Here is a 15,465-nt window from a genome sequence, read left to right as displayed (position 1 = left end):
GCCGCCCGACCGCCGACCATGCCGAAGGACATCGTCCACACCGACGAGGCCCCCGAAGCGGTGGGCGCCTACAGCCAGGCGACGACGAACGGCGACCTCGTGTTCACAGCCGGGCAGATCCCGCTCACGCCCGACGGGGAACTGCTCGGCGACGCGCCGGTCAGCGAGCAGACCGAGCAGGCACTGGACAACCTCGTGGCCGTGCTCGACGAGGCCGGCGCCGGGGTCTCGGACGTGCTGAAGACGACCGTCTTCCTCGCGGACATCGACGACTTCGAGGCGATGAACGAGACGTACGCCACCTACTTCCGCGAGGAGCCGCCGGCGCGGTCGGCCGTGCAGGCCGGCGCGCTCCCGAAGGGCGTCGCCGTCGAGATCGAGGCCGTCGCGGTCGTCGAATGAGGCCCCGGCGGAAGTCGGCGCTCCTGTGGGGCGCCGTCGGCGCGCTCGCCTTCCTCGCGGGCGTACAGGCGCTCCAGCTGCTGACGAGCGCGACGGTCACGCTGCCCGTCGCACTGGGGATCGCAGCGCTCGTCGGCGTCGGCGCCGGCGGTACGGCCTACTGGCTGGAACGACGGGTCGGACCCGCGTTCGAGGTCCCGGAAACCGACGGAACGGAGTCGACCGGGAAGAAGGAACAACCTTAAGCGGCGCAACGGGTTAGCGTCGTTCGAGCCGGGATGGCCGAGTGGTAAGGCGCACGCCTGGAAAGCGTGTTCCCTCTGGGATCCAGGGTTCAAATCCCTGTCCCGGCGCTTCTCAGATTACCACCTCCTCTAGACAGATATACAGGATACTATTCTTTTCTGAGCAGGTATCTGCGATAGCTCGTACGTCCGGGTAGCGCCGCACCTATACAGTCACCCGTCGACGGGGCGTGTATGACACGGCGGGCAAACTACGCGCTGGTGAACTTCATGGAACTGCTCGGCGAGGACGCGGACGACCTCGACACGCCGTGGGCGGAGTTCGTCGGCGACCGGACCGAGGCACACGCGTTCGAGATTCCCGCGGACGACCCGACGGAGGGGTTCGTCCAGCTCCAGGCGTACGACGTGAGCGAGTTCGGCCACGAGATCGTCGTGAACGGCGAACCGCTCTCCGGGTTCGACATCCCCCCGGCGCCGGGCTGGCAGTGCTGGATGGACTCCATCACCGGCACCGACCTCGTCGGCGGGGAGAACACGCTCCGGGTCCGGCGCGACGCGGCCACCGACGACGCGTTCGTCATCGGGACCGCGACGGTCCACTGGAAGGAGCCGGTCGAGTAGCCGACGGGCGCGACCCGCATCGTCGACACATATAAACCCCGGCAACAAGTTCCGTCTCTCGACGCGTATCGTTGGGAGCCGTTCACACGGTATTCGCCGCCGCTCGGCTGTCATCGCATGGTTTGCGGTCGAGAATGTCGCCAGGGTCAGCGACGCCCTCGGGGCCCGCGAACGCCACTTTTATATAGAACTGCTCGCAATCTTTCGCTGACTATGAGCCAACAGCGAATGCAGGGCCAGCCGATGATCATCCTGGGGGAGGACTCCCAGCGGATGAAGGACAAGGACGCCCAGAGCCACAACATCGAGGCGGCTCGTGCGGTCGCGGAGTCCGTACGGACCACCCTCGGCCCGAAGGGGATGGACAAGATGCTCGTCTCCTCGATGGGTGACGTCACCATCACGAACGACGGTGTCACCATCCTGCAGGAGATGGACATCGACAACCCCACCGCGTCGATGATCGTCGAGGTCGCGGAGACACAGGAGGACGAGGCCGGCGACGGCACCACCACCGCCGTCGCGACCGCTGGCGAACTCCTCAAGAACGCCGAGGACCTCCTCGAGCAGGACATCCACCCGTCGGCCATCATCCGTGGCTTCCACCTCGCCAGCGAGGAGGCCCGGAGTCTGGTCGACGACATCGCCACCGAGGTCGAACCCGACGACATCGACCTCCTGAAGAAGCTCGCCGAGACGTCGATGACGGGCAAGGGCGCCGAGCAGAACAAGGACCTGCTCGCCCAGCTCATCGTCGACGCCGTGCAGGCCGTCTCCGTCGAGACGGACGACGGCGGCACCGTCGTCGACCTCGAGTTCGTCAACATCGAGACCCAGACCGGCCGCTCGGTCGGCGAGTCCGAGCTGCTCCACGGCGCCGCCATCGACAAGGACCCGGCCCACCCGGACATGCCGAGCGAGGTCGACGACGCCGATGTCCTCCTCGTCAACGAGCCCATCGAGGTCGAGGAGCCCGACGGCGACGCGCAGGTCAACCTCTCCAGCCCGGACCAGCTCCAGGACTTCCTCGACCAGGAGGAGGAGCGCCTCAAGCAGAAGGTCCAGCAGATCGCCGACTCCGGCGCGGACGTCGTCTTCTGTCAGAAGGGTATCGACGACCTCGCCCAGCACTACCTCGCGAAGGAGGGCATCCTCGCGGCCCGCCGTGTGAAGAAGTCCGACCTGAAGTTCCTGAAGGAGGTCACGGGCGCCAACGTCGTCTCCGACCTCGACGACTTCGACGCGAGCGACCTCGGCCGTGCCGATGTCTCCCGTGACGACGCCGACGACATGTTCCTCGTCGAGGGCGACGAGGACGCCCACGGCGTCACGCTCATCATCCGGGGCTCCACCGACCACGTCGTCGACGAGACCGAGCGCGGCATCGGTGACGCGCTCGACGTCGTCGCGACCACCGTGGCGGACGGCCGCGTCCTCGCCGGCGGCGGTGCCGCCGAGGTCGAGATCGCTAGCCGCCTGCGTGACTTCGCCGACTCCGTCGAGGGCCGCGAGCAGATGGCCGTCGAGGCGTTCGCCGACGCGCTCGAACTCGTTCCCCGCGTCCTCGCGGAGAACGCCGGCCTCGACTCCATCGACACGCTGGTCGACCTGCGTGCCGCGCACGCCGACGGTGACGCCCACGCCGGGCTCAACGTCTTCAGCGGTGACGTGGTCAACACCTACGACGCCGGCGTCGTCGAGCCGGCCCACGCCAAGGAGCAGGCGCTCTCCAGCGCCACGGAGGCCGCCACGCTCGTGCTGAAGATCGACGACATCATCGCTGCCGGTGACCTGTCCACCGAGGGCGAGGAAGAGGCGGGCGGCCCCGGTGGCGGCATGGGCGGCGGCATGGGCGGTATGGGCGGTGGCATGGGCGGCATGATGTAGAGCTTTTTTCGGCTGCGGGTGACCTCGCCGGCCGGCCTGCGGCCGGCCGTCTTCGGTCACCGCTTGCCGAAAAAACGTTCAGAAAAAAGCTCGTCCTCGGCATCGGGTTCGCCGGCCTTCGGCCGGCTCACCGCTCGCCTCGGACGAGTGAACCGCGCGCCTTCGGCGCGCGGATGCAGTCCACCGACCGCTCCCTGAACCGCCAACGGCAGCCCATATTTATTCTAATCGCCATTTTCAACCTATGCTCATAGACCAGTCATAAGAACAGCACCATCATCCCCTATTTCCAGATTTATCACACCTTATCCCAGATACGGCCGTCATATTGATACGGTCACCACGACTACCCCCACGCATGAGTACCGTCACCGACGCGATTCCGTGGGGCTATCTGGCGGCCGCCGCCGTCGTCCTGCTGCTGGGCGTCGGCGTCGGCCTGGTCGGACTGTGGCAGGTCGTGGTGACGCTGACCGGCGGAACCACGTTGCTGGCGCTGCTGGAGACCGCACTGCCGTATCTCGTCGCGCTGGTGGTCCTCGCACTGCTCGAGGTCGGCATCGTCGTGGCGGCACTGGTGAAGGTGGCCCGGGAGGTGTCGCTGGACGACATCGACAGCGACCAGCTCCGGTCGCTGGTCGGCCGGGCCCGACGGCGGTTCTCGGTGTAGTCGCAGGCCGGGGCTCGCGGACTCCTGCCGAGTCCGACACCCTGAAGCGCCCCGCAGGGCGACTCGGGGTATGGACTACCACGAGGCGGCGAACTTCCTGTTCGACCTCCGCCGGTACTCGCCCCGGACCGGCGTGGCGTCCACGGAGCGCCTCCTCGAACACCTGGGCGACCCCCACGAGGACCTCGTCCCCGTGCAGGTGGCCGGCTCGAACGGGAAGGGCTCGACCGCGCGGATGGTCGAGTGCTCGCTCCGCGAGGCCGGCCTCGACGTGGGGCTGTACACCTCCCCGCATCTGGACGACCTCCGCGAGCGGATCCTCGTGAACGACCGCCAGGTCACGAAGGGTGCCGTCTGCGAGTTCGTCGACGCCGCCGAGGACCACATCGTCGAGCGGGCGGGCGCGGGCGAGTCGCCGACGTTCTTCGAGACGGTCACCGCGATGGCGCTGTGGGCGTTCGACCGCGCCGACGTCGATGTCGCCGTCCTCGAGGTCGGCATCGGGGGCAAGCACGACGCCACGAGCGTCGTCGACCCGGTGGCGAGCGCCGTGACGAGCGTCACGCTCGAACACGCCGACGTGCTGGGCGACACGGTCCCCGAGATCGCCCGGGACAAGGCCCACGTCGCGCCGGCCGACCGACCGCTCGTCACGGGGGCGACAGGCGGCGGACTGGCGGCCGTCCGCGAGGTCGCCGACGAGCGCGGGGGCGTGCTGACGGTCGGGACGGCGGACGCCGCCGACGCCGCGGACGACCGTGACGAGGCGCCGGACGTGACCGTCGACTACCACGGGCGCGAGGGCATCGAGGGCGCCGCCACCCTGGCGGGCCCGGACTGGTCACTGGACGCGCGGCTCGCACTCCCCGGCGCCCATCAGGCCCGGAACGCGGGCGTGGCCGCCGCGCTCGTCCGGCAGACCCTCCACGCGCTCGACGACCGGACGACGGCCGACCCCGACAGCGCGCTGCGGACGGGCCTTCGCAACGCCCACTGGCCCGGTCGATTCGAGGTGCTCTCGCGGGACCCGCTGATCGTGCTCGACGGGGCACACAACCCCGGCGGCTGCGAGTCCGTCGCCGGGACGCTCGCCGAGTTCGGCGACGAGTTCGCGGACTGCCACCTCGTCGTCGGCGCGATGGCCGACAAGGACCACGCCGGGATGGCCGCCGCGCTCCCGCGGGGCGCGGTGTACACCTGCCGCCCGGACGTGAGTCGTGCGGAGTCGTCCGGGGCGCTCGCGGCCGCCTTCGAGGCGGCCGACGGGTACGACACCGTCGAGCGGACGGGCAACGTCCCCGGCGCGCTCGACGCGGCGCTCGACGCTGCCGACGAGGACGACGCCGTCCTCGTCACGGGCTCGCTGTACACGGTCGCCGAGGCCCGGACCCGCTGGACGCGCCTGCACGTGCCCAAACGGGTCGACGACCTCCCGACCGCCGAGGCGACGCTGCGGGACGCCAACGTCACCGACCCGGGCGTCTGGCGGATGCGCGGGAAGACGGTCCACCGGACGCTGCAGACCCGCGTCCAGGTGCGACAGGCCGAGTACCTCAAGCAGGAGATGCTGTCGCTCGGCGGGGAGTGTGCCACGTCGGGGCTCTCCCGGCAGGACGAGGAGCCCGTCGACGTCGTCCTCTCGGGGACGCTCGCGCAGTTCAACTCGCTGCTCGAGAAACTCGACGGGCAGCCGTACGGTCTCTCGCAGCTCGGCGAACAGCTCCGGCACCGACTCGGCATCCGCACCGACCCCGACGCCGCCGCCCGCGAGCGGGGCTACCCCTGGGCCGACGGGACCGCCGTGATGGGTATCCTCAACGTCACCCCCGATTCGTTCCACGACGGCGGCGAGTACGACGCCGTCGAGGACGCCGTCGCCCGCGCGGAGGCGATGGTCGAGGCAGGCACCGACATCGTCGACGTGGGCGGGGAGTCCACGCGGCCCGGTGCCGACCCCGTGCCAGCCGAGGAGGAGCGACAGCGCGTCGTGCCCGTCATCGAGCGCATCGCCGACTGCGACGCGATGGTGAGCATCGACACGCGGAAGGCCGAGGTGGCCGAGGCCGCGCTGGACGCGGGCGCGGACCTGCTGAACGACGTCTCCGGGCTGGCCGACCCCGCGATGCGCCTGCTCGCGGCCGAGCGCGACGTGCCCGTCGTGGTGATGCACTCCGTGAACGCGCCGGTCGACCCCGACGCCGAGGTCGAGTACGACGATGTGGTCGAGGACACGCTGGCGGGGCTGGTCGAGCGCGTCCTGCTCGCGGAGAAGGCCGGGCTCGACCGCTCGCAGATACTCGTCGACCCCGGCCTGGGCTTTGGCAAGTCGCGTCACGAGAACTTCGAGCTCCTGGGCCGTATCGGCGAGTTCCGGGCGCTGGGCTGTCCCGTGCTGGTGGGCCACTCGCACAAGTCGATGTTCGAGCTGCTGGGTGCGGACGTGGACGAGCGGCTGGCACCCACGGTGGCGGCCACGGCACTCGCGGCCGACCGCGGCGCGGACGTGGTCCGGGTCCACGACGTGGCCGAGAACGTCGCGGCCGTCCGGACCGTCGAGGCCGCCGACCAGCCGGACGACATCTGAGCGCGGAGAGAATCCGACACGCGCCGTACGAACGGGCGCGACGGTTCCCATCCGTGGGAGCGTGACCCGACCCGGTCCCGGAAGCAGAAGCGATACAAGCCCCCGGCAGCGTACCTGGAACGATGGCAAACGCCCGGTACTCTATCGGTTCGCTGGCGGTTGCGGCTCTCTTCACGCTGCCGTGGGTCGGCGTCTGGGCGACCGGCTCCGTCGACACGCTCTCCACGGTGCTGCAGGTCCTCGTCGCGGGGTCGGCCGTCCTCGGCGCCTCCTTCCTGCTGGCGTGGGGCGCCGAGACCGCCGAGAAGGACGTTCCCCGGGCGTTCGCGCTCGCGGTCCTCGCGGTGCTGGCGGTGGCCCCCGAATACGCCGTCGACGCCCTCTACGCGTACCAGGCCGGCGCCAACCCCGGCTCCGGCGGGGGCGACCTCGCGGTCGCCAACATGACCGGCGCTAACCGCATCCTCATCGGCCTGGGCTGGTCCGGTATCGCCCTGTTCTCCATCTACAAGGCCCGCTCCTCGGGCGACACCGCGGTCGACCGGGGCGACGGGTTCCTCTCGAGCGCCGTCAAACTCGACGAGAGCATCGCCACCGAGATCCTCTTCCTCACCGCCGCCACCGTCTGGGCGTTCCTGGTACCGTTCGGGATGCTCGGCGGCGGGCGTGGCATCGACATCGTCGACATGCTGGTCCTCGTGGGGCTGTACGTCACGTACATCTTCGTCATCATCCGTGGCGACATCGAGGAGAGCGAGGCCCACGTCGGCGTCCCCGCCTACCTCCAGGGGTTCGGTCGACAGCTCCGCATCCCCATCGTCCTGGGGCTGTTCGTCTACTCGGGCTTCCTCATCTTCACCGCCGTCGAGCCGTTCGCACACGGGCTGGAGGCCATCGGCGTGAGCTACGGCATCCCCGAGTTCTTCATGGTCCAGTGGTTCGCGCCGCTGGCCAGCGAGTCGCCGGAGCTCATCGTCACGGCCTATCTCGTCAACAAGGCCCGGACGACGGCCTCGTTCAACGCGCTCATCTCATCGAAGCTGAACCAGTGGACGCTGCTCATCGGGACGCTGGTCGTCGTCTACTCCATCGCGCTCGGCCAGTACGGCGCGCTCCCGTTCGGCGAGAAGCAGGCCGCCGAGATATGGCTCACCGCCGCCCAGAGCTTCTTCGCGCTGTCCATCCTCATCAACTTCCGCATCTCCATGACGGAGGCGGTGGTGTTGCTCGTCCTGTTCCTCTCACAGGTCATCGGCGAGTTCGTCCTCATCCGGACGATGACCGAGGCGGCCGCCGAGAGCGCCAGTATCACCCTCCTGCTCGCCTTCACCACGCTCTACATGGTGCTGGGGCTGGGCCTGTTCGCGCGCCGGTTCGACGACGCGAAGCGGGTTGCTTCGCTCAGCCGGCGCCAGTTCAGGGGGACGGCCGACGGGTCAGAGGTCCGAGCGGACGATTAGAGCCCTTTCGACAGCAACCGGAACATCGGCGACGAAAGAGCCCACCGTCGCGTCGGTCGCGAACCACCTACTGGGTGAGCGGGAGGGCGACCCCGAACACGAACGGAGCGAGCAGGGCTGTGAGTACCCCCAGTACCGTCAGAAGGAACAGCAGGCTGTGTTCCCAGCCAGGAACCACCATCCCGAAGCTATGTTGGATCGGTTCGGTGAGTTCCCCGACGAGGAATGCCCCGACACCGAGCAGGAATCCCTGTTTCGCGAACTTGGCGTAATCGGTTGTGCTGTTACCTCTCTGCATCGGTACCCGTGGGAACGAGAGGCACTATTATTCCTCTTTCGGCAAGCTAATCAACACCCGTACTGACTCAGAAAGTAACGATGCGACCCCAGACAGTTGAACTCCTCCCTGAACTTCTGGAACTGGTTCTTTCTGGCCTGGCGGCTGTGGCGCTCTCCGCCGCGGGAGCGTACCTCGAACACTTCGCCTTCGTAACCGTCCAGGGAGGGGATACGACGGTCGGCCTGTGGGCCGTCATCCCGGGCGTCGTCTGCCTCGGGTTCGCCTATGCCATCGCCACCGACAAGGTCCTGCCGAAGCTCGCTGAGATCAGCGCCTGATCTTCGCCGTGCGGTGATCGCTGACACCGCCCTGGCAGTCGTCGATGGACGTTCGCCTGACCGTACCAGTCGGTGAGGCCTGGGCTCCCGGAGCCCGGACCGACCGTTCCAACGACTGATATGGGCGGCGGCCCCACGGCCGGACATGCTCAGACTCGGGGTTGCGACCGACGCGGAGACCCTCGACCGGGTCCGTGAACCCCTCGCCGAGCGCGGTATCGAGGCGGTCCACCTGCCGACGGCCGAGCGAACGGTCGACCTCACCGCCCCGGATGACGCCTACCCCGACGTGGATGTCGGCTTCGTCGCGCCGCCGCGGCTCGCCGAGGGCGGCATCGCCGACGCCCTGCTCGACGTGCCGTGGGTGAACGACCGCGAGGCGGTCCTCCGCTCGCGACACAAGGGGGAGACGCTGGCTCGACTCGGACGGGCGGGGGTTCCGACACCCGATTCGGTCGTCGTCTCGAACCCGTCGGGCGAGACCGCCCTGCTCGACGCGCTCGACCGCGTGGGGGCCCCCGCCGTCGTCAAACCCAACTCGGCGACGCGCGGCATCGGCGTCGCGCGGGTCGGCGATGCCGACTCCCTGCTCGGTGTGACCGACTACCTCGACCTGCTCCACGAGTTCCCCGCGACCGGTGACCGCTCCTTCCTCGTCCAGTCGCTCGTACCCGACGCCCGCGACTACCGCGTGATGTGCGTGGAGGGGGAGTACGTCGGCGCCGTCGAGCGGCGGCTCCCCGACACCGCTCGCGAGGCGGGCCGCTGGAAGCACAACGTCCACCGCGGTGCCGAGGCGACCGGCGTGGACCTGCCCGCCGACCTGCGCGACCTCGCCGAGCGGGCTGCCACGGCGCTCGACATCCCCTGGCTCGGCGTGGACCTGCTGGTCGCCGACGGCGGAGCAGGCCGGGCCGTGGTCAACGAGACGAACGCCCGGCCGACGGTCGACGCCGCGACGAAGTACGAACCGGGCTTCTACGACCGGCTGGCGGCGCTCGTCCGACGGACGGCCGAGGAGGCGTGACGGTGACAGCCGGAGCTGTCGCTCCACCGGGGCGCGGCGTCTTCGGGAGGAAGAACGCGGAACGGAGTCGCGGTCGGTCGTCAGTCGAGGTCGATACCGGTGCCGCTCTCGACGGGGTCGAGGGTGATCTCGAGGACACCGTTGTTGAAGGTGGCCGCCGCGGAGTGCTCGTCGACCCGAACCGGGAGGTCGATGCGCTCGCGGTACTCGTGCCGGTCGGTGTCGGCGCCGACGATGAGGTCGTGCCCGTCGCACTGGACGTCGATGGCCTCCTTCTCGACGCCCGGCAGGTCACCCACCACCCGCACCAGGTCGTCCTCGCGGTCGACCCGGAAGTGGACATCGTCGCCGAAACCCGAATCGGCACCACCCATCATCCGCTCTATCTCGCGGAAGAAGTCCGAGACATCCGAGAACGGGTCGTCGTCGCGGTCGTCGCGGCGCATTACGGCCGGCAGTTGGGCACCACGGGGCAAAAGGCTTCGCACCTTGTCAAAACGTGGCACAGGAGTCGGACGGCCGTCGCCCACCGCTTGCCGCGTCGTTCGCCGGGCCGCTACAGCCCGACGCCCATCGTCTCGTTCGTCCGCTCGCGGGATTCGGCGGCGTCGGCCGTACCCAGCACCGCGCGGATTGCGTCGACGTTCTCGGGCACCACGTCGGACTCCTGGTGGATGGCCTGGAACAGGTAGAGGTCGTCGTCCTCGACGCTGATGGACTCGCTCCAGATGCAGTTCTCCCAGAGGTCCCCCCGCGGCCGGCCGCGGTCCAGCGCGTACTCCTTGAGCTTGCCCGCGCCGTCGATGTCGTGGCTCGGCTGGACCATGAACGTCCGCTCCTCGCCGGCCAGCAGCTCGCGAACCTCGTCGGCGCTGGGCATGTCGGCAGCGTCGGGCTCCAGCTGGACGTTCACGGAGTGGGTGTGCATCAGCGTCGCCGGCACCTTCAGCCCCAGCGTGTCGATAGAAAGATCGGGGAAGATGGTGTTCACGTCCGGACCGTGGTGGCTCGGGAGCGTCACCGGGTTCGGGAGGATGTCGTTGATGGGGCCGCGGCCGGTCTGCCCGGGGTCACCGCCGCGCCGGACGAGCGTGACACGGGCCTTCTCGACGCCGTACTCCGCTTCGAGCGGCGCGAGCAGCCGGGAGAGGCCGGTCGTGTTGCAGGAGACGACGCGGACGTGGTCGGCGCCCTCGGCGTCGCTGTAGTTCGCGCGGGCGTTGAACGACGTGTCCACGAGGTCGGCCGACTCCCCGCCCTGGTAGAGCGCGGGCGTGTCGAGTTCCTCGTACATCGACTTGTTGTCGGCGCCGATACCCGACGGGCAGGCGTCGACGACGACGTCCGCGGCCTCGACGAGTTCGTCGACCGTGCCCGCGAGTTCGATGCCGGCCTCGTCGAACAGCTCGATGCGGTCCTCGACCGCCGCGTACAGCGGATAGCCGTTCTCGACGGCGAGTTCGGCCTCGTGGTTGGGGCTGGTCTTCGCCACGCCCACCAGCTCCATGTCGGGCTGGAGCGTGACGGCGTCCGCGACGCGCTTGCCGATGGTCCCGTAGCCGTTGACCGCGACCTGTATCATACTTGCTCGTGGCGGGTGGCCGGGCGTAAGCGTTTCGAGAGTCGCGCTCCCCATCGGCAGGTCTCTCGGTCGAGTGGCTGGCAGCACGTTTTTTCGGTTCCGGGGAGAGCCCCACCCATGAGCGAGTCAGGAGGGGGCGCCCCGGAAGAGGGCGGGATGGAGCAGTGGCGGTTCCGGACGAGCGGGTCACCCGATTCGTCCCCGGTACTGGCGGGAGACACCATCTATCTCGCGAGCGACCGGCTGTACGCGGTCGACAGACGGACCGGGACCGAGCGCTGGCGGTTCGGGGCCGACAGGTCGATGCGTCCGTCACCGACGGTCCGCGGCGACACCGTCTACGTCACCAGCAACGACGGATACCTGTACGCGGTGGACGCGTCCGAGGGGACGGAGCGGTGGCGCATCCACGTCGGGGAGTGGCCGGGGTTCTCCCCGGCGGTGGGTCGGGAACTCGTCTACGTGGGGAGCAGCGACGGAAACCTGTACGCGGTCGACCGGCGGAGCGGGGAGACGCGATGGCAGTACGGGACGGACGGAAAGTTCCCCTCACCAGCGGTAGCAGGCGAGACAGTCTACTTCGGCAGCTGGGACGGACGGCTCTACGCCGTGGATGCCGAGACCGGCGCGGAGCGATGGCGCTTCCGGGCGGGAGGCGATGTCGGGCCCCCCGCCGTCGTCGAGGGAACCATCTACGTCGGGACCGAGGACGGGTACCTGTACGCGGTGGATGCCGCCACCGGGACCGGGGACTGGGAGTTCGAAACCGGGAATCAGATCATCAGCCGACCACAGGTGACCGAGGACACGGTCTACGTCGGTCGAACCAGCGGATACTCGAGCAGCGGGGCCCTGTTCGCAGTGAACCGGGGCGATGGGACCCGTCGCTGGCGATACGAGGCGGACGACACGGTCGCCTCGACCCCAACCGTGACCGGGGAGACCGTCTACGTGGGGAGTCGGGACGGGAACCTGTACGCGCTCGGCGCCGACAGCGGCACCGAACGGTGGCGATTCGAGACCGGGGACAGGGTGTTCTCCAACCCGACGGTAGCCGATGGGACCGTCTACATCGCGAGCCGGGACGGGAACCTGTACGCGGTGACGGCGACCGGAGCGGAGCCGTCCGCGGATGCTGGCTCGACCGGCGATGCCGACCCGTCCGGGGAGGCCGGCAGCGACGAGTGCCCGTCGTGTGGCTCCGAGGTCACGGTGTCGAGCGGCCCGCCGTTCTGTCCAGAGTGTGGGATGCGACTCGACGGCTGAACGAACGGCGTCGAACGAGTCGGCTACTCCTCGTCCAGCTCCTCGGCATCCTCCGGCGCGTAGTAGTACTCGCCCTGCTTCTTCTGCTTGCGGTCGAGTTGCGAGCCGGGCTTGTTGATGCGCGGGCGACCCGTGTTCTGGTCGCGACGGAAGGTCACGTCGAGGTTGGCGAGGAACTGGTTCATGCCCTCGCGCATCCCGACCGGTTCGCCGGCGTGGCCGTGTTCGGCCGGCTCGCCGTCGAACACCTGCAGGCGGTCGGCCAGCAGGTCGATCATGTAGATGTCGTGGTCGATCACCATCGCCGTGGCGTCGTGGTTCTCGGTGTAGCGCCGGATGGCGCTGGTGGCCTGCACCCGCTGTTCCACGTCGAGGAAGGCGGAGGGCTCGTCCAGCAGGTAGAGGTCGGCGTCCTTCGAGAGGCAGGCCGCGATGGCGACGCGCTGGCGCTCGCCGCCCGAGAGGTCGGTGAGCTGCTGCTCCATGATGCGCTCCAGTTGCAGGGGCTGGGCGATCTCCGTGTTCCAGTACGAGGAGCCGAAGTCGTCCGTGATGGACGCGAGGAACGAGTCGACCCGCATCGGCTGGTCGATCTCGATGTACTGGGGCTTGTACGCGATGTCGAGCCGCGTGTCCACCTCACCCTCCGTCGCCTCCAGGCGGCCGGTCAGCAGTTCGGCGAACGTCGACTTCCCGATACCGTTCGGGCCGACGATGCCCAGCACCTCGTTGCTGTGGATCTCACCGGGTTCGACCTCGAGCGTGAACTCGCCCTCGCCGTAGGACTTGGTGAGTTCGGGATACTCGATGAGGACATCGCCGCGGGCACTCTGCCGTGGCGCGTGCTCCTCGAAGCGGATGGGCGACTGCCGGATGCGCATGTTCTCCGCTTCGAGGTAGCCATCGAGGTACTCGTTGATGCCGTTGCGCGTCGATTTGGGCGTCGTGACGACACCGAACGCCCCCGGCTCACCGTAGGTGACGTGGACCGTGTCCGCGACGAGGTCGAGGATGGCGAGGTCGTGCTCGATGACCATCATCGAGCGGTCCTCCTCTTCGGCCAGTTCCCGGATGAGCCGCGCGGCGGTCACGCGCTGGCCGATGTCCAGATACGGCGTGATCTCGTCGATGAAGTAGAAGTCCGCGTCGCGGACCAGCGCGGCCGCGAGCGCGACGCGCTGGAGTTCGCCGCCCGAGAGCGTGTCGATGTCCTGGTCGACGACGCCCGCGATGCCCAGACGCTCCGTTATCTCGTCGGCGACGCCGCGCTCGTCGACGCCGTCCAGCAGTTCCGAGGTCTTCCCGTCGAACTGGTCGGGGATACGGTCGACGTACTGGGGCTTGCGTGCCACGTCGAGCTTCCCGTCCCGGAGATCCTCCAGATAGTCCTGCAGCGCGGTCCCGCGGTACTCGTCGAGCACGGCCTCCCACGATGGCTCGTCCTCGTGGTGGCCGAGGTTGGGGGTGATCTCGCCCGCGAGGATGCGGACCGCCGTCGACTTCCCGATGCCGTTCGGGCCGAGCACGCCCGTCACGCGGCCCTCCTGTGGGGCCGGCAGGCCGTACAGCCCGAACGCGTTCTCCCCGTAGCGGTGGGCCGGGGACTCCTCGAGCTCACCCGGGAGGTTGATGATCTCGATGGCGTCGAACGGGCACTTGTTCACACAGATGCCACACGACTCGCCCAGGCAGATCTCCTCGGAGATGGATATCTGGTCGGCCCCGCCCTCGTACGGCTCGTCACCGTGGCGCTCCTCGCGCGTGACGATACACTCCTTTCCGGTGCGGTTGGGCGGGCAGTAGTTGGCGCACTCGTAGTTGCAGCGGTCGGGCTGGCACCGGTCCAGGTCCACGACCGCGATACTGTCCTCGGCCATTACAGCGACGCCCCCGAGGTGAGCAGGACACCCCAGCTGACGAACCAGAACGCGAACGTCATGAAGACGACGTAGAGAACGTCCTTGGCCCCGAACTCGTCCACATCGAGCTGGAGGAGGCCGACGGTGTCGATGCCCTGCAGGACGGCGAACTGGGCGAACGTGAAGCCGACGAGCACGAACAGCGCGCTCCGGTCGGTCGCGCCCGTCGCGATGGTGGTCGACACCAGCGCGGCCGCGATGCCCGCGAGGGCCGCGAGTGTCGTCACCGTCACGCCGCGCAGGTGCGCGGTCCGACGGTCGACCGTGTCGGTTGCCATACCTCGTCTCGTCTGCCCGCGGGCAAAAGCGGTTCGCTCCGTCGGTCCACTGGCCCGCTCGTCGCCGGCACCGACCGGCTCCGACACCCGCGGTGGTAACCCCCGCGACACCGGGTGGCATCCCCGCCGTTCTCCCCGTTTCCGGCCGGCACGCGCCCCGATGCCTCAATCTTTATACGGATGGCACGCGTCAGTAGGAGGTACAGATGGCAGAATCCGACGCGGAGGAACTCTCGGACCTTCCGCCGAGCGCGAAGCTCGTTTTCAAGGTGCTCGAGTACAACGGGCCCATGACCCAGAAGGGCATCGTCGAGGAGTCGATGCTGTCGGCCCGGACGGTCCGCTACGCGCTCGAACGACTCGAGGAGATAGACACGGTCGAGGAGGACGTCTACTTCGCCGACGCCCGGCAGAACCTCTACGAGATCGTCCAGCCCGAGACCGAGACCGAACCCGAGGCCCCCGCAGCAGCCGACGACTAGCCCGAAGACCAACCCGGCAGCGGTTCTCTCTCCCCGTTCTCCACCCGCCGAGCGGCGCGACTCCCCGTGGGCGCTGCCTCTCCCTGGGACATCGGTGGTCCGGCCCGGCCGCGCGCTGGTCGACCGCTTGCGCGCAGCGGCACGGCTGGCGGAGTTGAGAGAACCGGAGACGATGCGGCCCGGTCAGGCGACCGCGTTCAGGACCTGGATGAGAACGCCGAAGAGGACGCCGAAGGCGACCACCGTCTTGGGGTCGATGGTCGGTGCGTTGCGGTCCTCGGAGTCGAAGTACCGGACCAGCCCGGCACTGGACATCAGGCCGCCGGAGTTCTGTCCGCTGCTCATACCCTCCCGTGGGCGAGCGGCGTGCCTAAGCCTTTCGGCCTGTGGGGAACGCCCAGGCGCGGCGGCGTGAACCGGC

Annotated in this window: 17 protein-coding genes and 1 tRNA gene; 12 read left to right on the top strand and 6 right to left on the bottom strand. The window is 68.9% G+C overall.

Going from position 1 to position 15,465, the window contains the following annotated elements; translation table 11 throughout:
• Nucleotides 1-18: 18 nt before the first annotated feature.
• From NL114_RS12575 to NL114_RS12540, 8 genes are all read left to right on the top strand, one after another.
• Nucleotides 19-402 carry a Rid family detoxifying hydrolase gene (locus NL114_RS12575; RefSeq protein ID WP_254821264.1) on the top strand — a complete coding sequence of 128 codons (384 nt, stop codon included), beginning with the start codon at nt 19-21 and terminating at the stop codon, nt 400-402.
• Nucleotides 399-647 (top strand): DUF7981 family protein, encoded by a 249-nt coding sequence (locus NL114_RS12570; RefSeq protein WP_254821263.1) that lies wholly within the window; start codon nt 399-401, stop codon nt 645-647. The genes NL114_RS12575 and NL114_RS12570 overlap by 4 nt, the downstream gene beginning before the upstream one ends.
• Nucleotides 648-674: 27 nt before the next feature.
• Nucleotides 675-755 (top strand) — tRNA-Ser (locus tag NL114_RS12565).
• A gap of 126 nt (nt 756-881) precedes the next feature.
• A complete protein-coding gene (locus NL114_RS12560; RefSeq protein ID WP_254821262.1) occupies nt 882-1,271 on the top strand; it encodes a DUF7383 domain-containing protein in 390 nt (129 codons plus the stop codon).
• A gap of 213 nt (nt 1,272-1,484) precedes the next feature.
• Nucleotides 1,485-3,158 carry a thermosome subunit beta gene (thsB, locus tag NL114_RS12555; protein WP_350355372.1) on the top strand — a complete coding sequence of 558 codons (1,674 nt, stop codon included), beginning with the start codon at nt 1,485-1,487 and terminating at the stop codon, nt 3,156-3,158.
• 358 nt (nt 3,159-3,516) lie between these two features.
• A complete protein-coding gene (locus NL114_RS12550; RefSeq protein WP_254821261.1) occupies nt 3,517-3,828 on the top strand; it encodes a hypothetical protein in 312 nt (103 codons plus the stop codon).
• A gap of 70 nt (nt 3,829-3,898) precedes the next feature.
• Nucleotides 3,899-6,412 carry a dihydropteroate synthase gene (gene folP, locus NL114_RS12545; RefSeq protein ID WP_254821260.1) on the top strand — a complete coding sequence of 838 codons (2,514 nt, stop codon included), beginning with the start codon at nt 3,899-3,901 and terminating at the stop codon, nt 6,410-6,412.
• A gap of 122 nt (nt 6,413-6,534) precedes the next feature.
• Nucleotides 6,535-7,872: a sodium/calcium exchanger protein gene (locus tag NL114_RS12540; protein ID WP_254821259.1), complete on the top strand. Its 1,338-nt coding sequence runs from the start codon at nt 6,535-6,537 to the stop codon at nt 7,870-7,872.
• A 67-nt stretch (nt 7,873-7,939) separates the two neighbouring features.
• On the opposite strand, the gene NL114_RS12535 is transcribed toward NL114_RS12540, so the two are convergent.
• Entirely contained in the window at nt 7,940-8,170 is a 231-nt protein-coding gene (locus tag NL114_RS12535) for a DUF7860 family protein (protein ID WP_254821258.1), read from the bottom strand.
• A gap of 80 nt (nt 8,171-8,250) precedes the next feature.
• Here NL114_RS12535 and NL114_RS12530 point away from each other — a divergent pair, with 80 nt between their 5' ends.
• A complete protein-coding gene (locus NL114_RS12530) occupies nt 8,251-8,490 on the top strand; it encodes a DUF8151 family protein (RefSeq protein ID WP_254821257.1) in 240 nt (79 codons plus the stop codon).
• A 145-nt stretch (nt 8,491-8,635) separates the two neighbouring features.
• Nucleotides 8,636-9,517 (top strand): ATP-grasp domain-containing protein, encoded by an 882-nt coding sequence (locus NL114_RS12525; RefSeq protein WP_254821256.1) that lies wholly within the window; start codon nt 8,636-8,638, stop codon nt 9,515-9,517.
• Nucleotides 9,518-9,597: 80 nt separating this feature from the next.
• Here the strand turns inward: NL114_RS12525 and NL114_RS12520 are convergent, their stop codons facing one another.
• Together NL114_RS12520 and NL114_RS12515 are read right to left on the bottom strand one after the other, a co-directional pair.
• Complete coding sequence (locus NL114_RS12520) at nt 9,598-9,963, bottom strand: Hsp20/alpha crystallin family protein (protein ID WP_254821255.1); 366 nt, start codon at nt 9,961-9,963, stop codon at nt 9,598-9,600.
• 110 nt (nt 9,964-10,073) lie between these two features.
• Nucleotides 10,074-11,099 (bottom strand): type II glyceraldehyde-3-phosphate dehydrogenase, encoded by a 1,026-nt coding sequence (locus tag NL114_RS12515; protein ID WP_254821254.1) that lies wholly within the window; start codon nt 11,097-11,099, stop codon nt 10,074-10,076.
• A gap of 117 nt (nt 11,100-11,216) precedes the next feature.
• Here NL114_RS12515 and NL114_RS12510 point away from each other — a divergent pair, with 117 nt between their 5' ends.
• Nucleotides 11,217-12,365, top strand: coding sequence for an outer membrane protein assembly factor BamB family protein (locus tag NL114_RS12510; protein ID WP_254821253.1), 1,149 nt, complete (start codon nt 11,217-11,219; stop codon nt 12,363-12,365).
• 23 nt (nt 12,366-12,388) lie between these two features.
• Here NL114_RS12510 and NL114_RS12505 read toward each other — a convergent pair whose 3' ends face one another.
• Both NL114_RS12505 and NL114_RS12500 read right to left on the bottom strand, forming a co-directional pair.
• Nucleotides 12,389-14,242 carry a ribosome biogenesis/translation initiation ATPase RLI gene (locus tag NL114_RS12505; RefSeq protein WP_254821252.1) on the bottom strand — a complete coding sequence of 618 codons (1,854 nt, stop codon included), beginning with the start codon at nt 14,240-14,242 and terminating at the stop codon, nt 12,389-12,391.
• On the bottom strand, nt 14,242-14,562 hold the full coding sequence (locus NL114_RS12500) for an EMC6-like membrane protein (RefSeq protein WP_254821251.1): 321 nt from the start codon (nt 14,560-14,562) through the stop codon (nt 14,242-14,244). The genes NL114_RS12505 and NL114_RS12500 overlap by 1 nt, the downstream gene beginning before the upstream one ends.
• Before the next feature lie 206 nt (nt 14,563-14,768).
• On the opposite strand from NL114_RS12500, the gene NL114_RS12495 reads away from it, so the two are divergent.
• Complete coding sequence (locus NL114_RS12495; protein ID WP_254821250.1) at nt 14,769-15,044, top strand: MarR family transcriptional regulator; 276 nt, start codon at nt 14,769-14,771, stop codon at nt 15,042-15,044.
• Nucleotides 15,045-15,227: 183 nt separating this feature from the next.
• Here the strand turns inward: NL114_RS12495 and NL114_RS12490 are convergent, their stop codons facing one another.
• Nucleotides 15,228-15,389, bottom strand: a complete 162-nt coding sequence (locus NL114_RS12490; protein ID WP_254821249.1) for a preprotein translocase subunit Sec61beta — start codon at nt 15,387-15,389, stop codon at nt 15,228-15,230.
• Nucleotides 15,390-15,465 lie beyond the last annotated feature (76 nt).

Source organism: Haloglomus halophilum, assembly GCF_024298885.1.
GTDB lineage: Archaea > Halobacteriota > Halobacteria > Halobacteriales > Haloarculaceae > Haloglomus > Haloglomus halophilum.
Note: the sequence above shows the minus strand (reverse complement) of the source record. Positions and strands in the feature narration are given on the sequence as shown.

Bases quoted from the DNA above. Each gene is read 5' to 3' on its own strand.
- NL114_RS12515 (WP_254821254.1), bottom strand. From the start codon at position 11,099: ATGATACAGGTCGCGGTCAACGGCTACGGGACCATCGGCAAGCGCGTC.
- NL114_RS12575 (WP_254821264.1), top strand. From the start codon at position 19: ATGCCGAAGGACATCGTCCACACCGACGAGGCCCCCGAAGCGGTGGGC.
- NL114_RS12570 (WP_254821263.1), top strand. From the start codon at position 399: ATGAGGCCCCGGCGGAAGTCGGCGCTCCTGTGGGGCGCCGTCGGCGCG.
- NL114_RS12530 (WP_254821257.1), top strand. From the start codon at position 8,251: ATGCGACCCCAGACAGTTGAACTCCTCCCTGAACTTCTGGAACTGGTT.
- NL114_RS12490 (WP_254821249.1), bottom strand. From the start codon at position 15,389: ATGAGCAGCGGACAGAACTCCGGCGGCCTGATGTCCAGTGCCGGGCTG.
- NL114_RS12520 (WP_254821255.1), bottom strand. From the start codon at position 9,963: ATGCGCCGCGACGACCGCGACGACGACCCGTTCTCGGATGTCTCGGAC.
- NL114_RS12535 (WP_254821258.1), bottom strand. From the start codon at position 8,170: ATGCAGAGAGGTAACAGCACAACCGATTACGCCAAGTTCGCGAAACAG.
- NL114_RS12525 (WP_254821256.1), top strand. From the start codon at position 8,636: ATGCTCAGACTCGGGGTTGCGACCGACGCGGAGACCCTCGACCGGGTC.
- NL114_RS12560 (WP_254821262.1), top strand. From the start codon at position 882: ATGACACGGCGGGCAAACTACGCGCTGGTGAACTTCATGGAACTGCTC.
- NL114_RS12500 (WP_254821251.1), bottom strand. From the start codon at position 14,562: ATGGCAACCGACACGGTCGACCGTCGGACCGCGCACCTGCGCGGCGTG.
- NL114_RS12495 (WP_254821250.1), top strand. From the start codon at position 14,769: ATGGCAGAATCCGACGCGGAGGAACTCTCGGACCTTCCGCCGAGCGCG.
- NL114_RS12505 (WP_254821252.1), bottom strand. From the start codon at position 14,242: ATGGCCGAGGACAGTATCGCGGTCGTGGACCTGGACCGGTGCCAGCCC.
- folP (WP_254821260.1), top strand. From the start codon at position 3,899: ATGGACTACCACGAGGCGGCGAACTTCCTGTTCGACCTCCGCCGGTAC.
- NL114_RS12540 (WP_254821259.1), top strand. From the start codon at position 6,535: ATGGCAAACGCCCGGTACTCTATCGGTTCGCTGGCGGTTGCGGCTCTC.
- NL114_RS12510 (WP_254821253.1), top strand. From the start codon at position 11,217: ATGAGCGAGTCAGGAGGGGGCGCCCCGGAAGAGGGCGGGATGGAGCAG.
- NL114_RS12550 (WP_254821261.1), top strand. From the start codon at position 3,517: ATGAGTACCGTCACCGACGCGATTCCGTGGGGCTATCTGGCGGCCGCC.
- thsB (WP_350355372.1), top strand. From the start codon at position 1,485: ATGAGCCAACAGCGAATGCAGGGCCAGCCGATGATCATCCTGGGGGAG.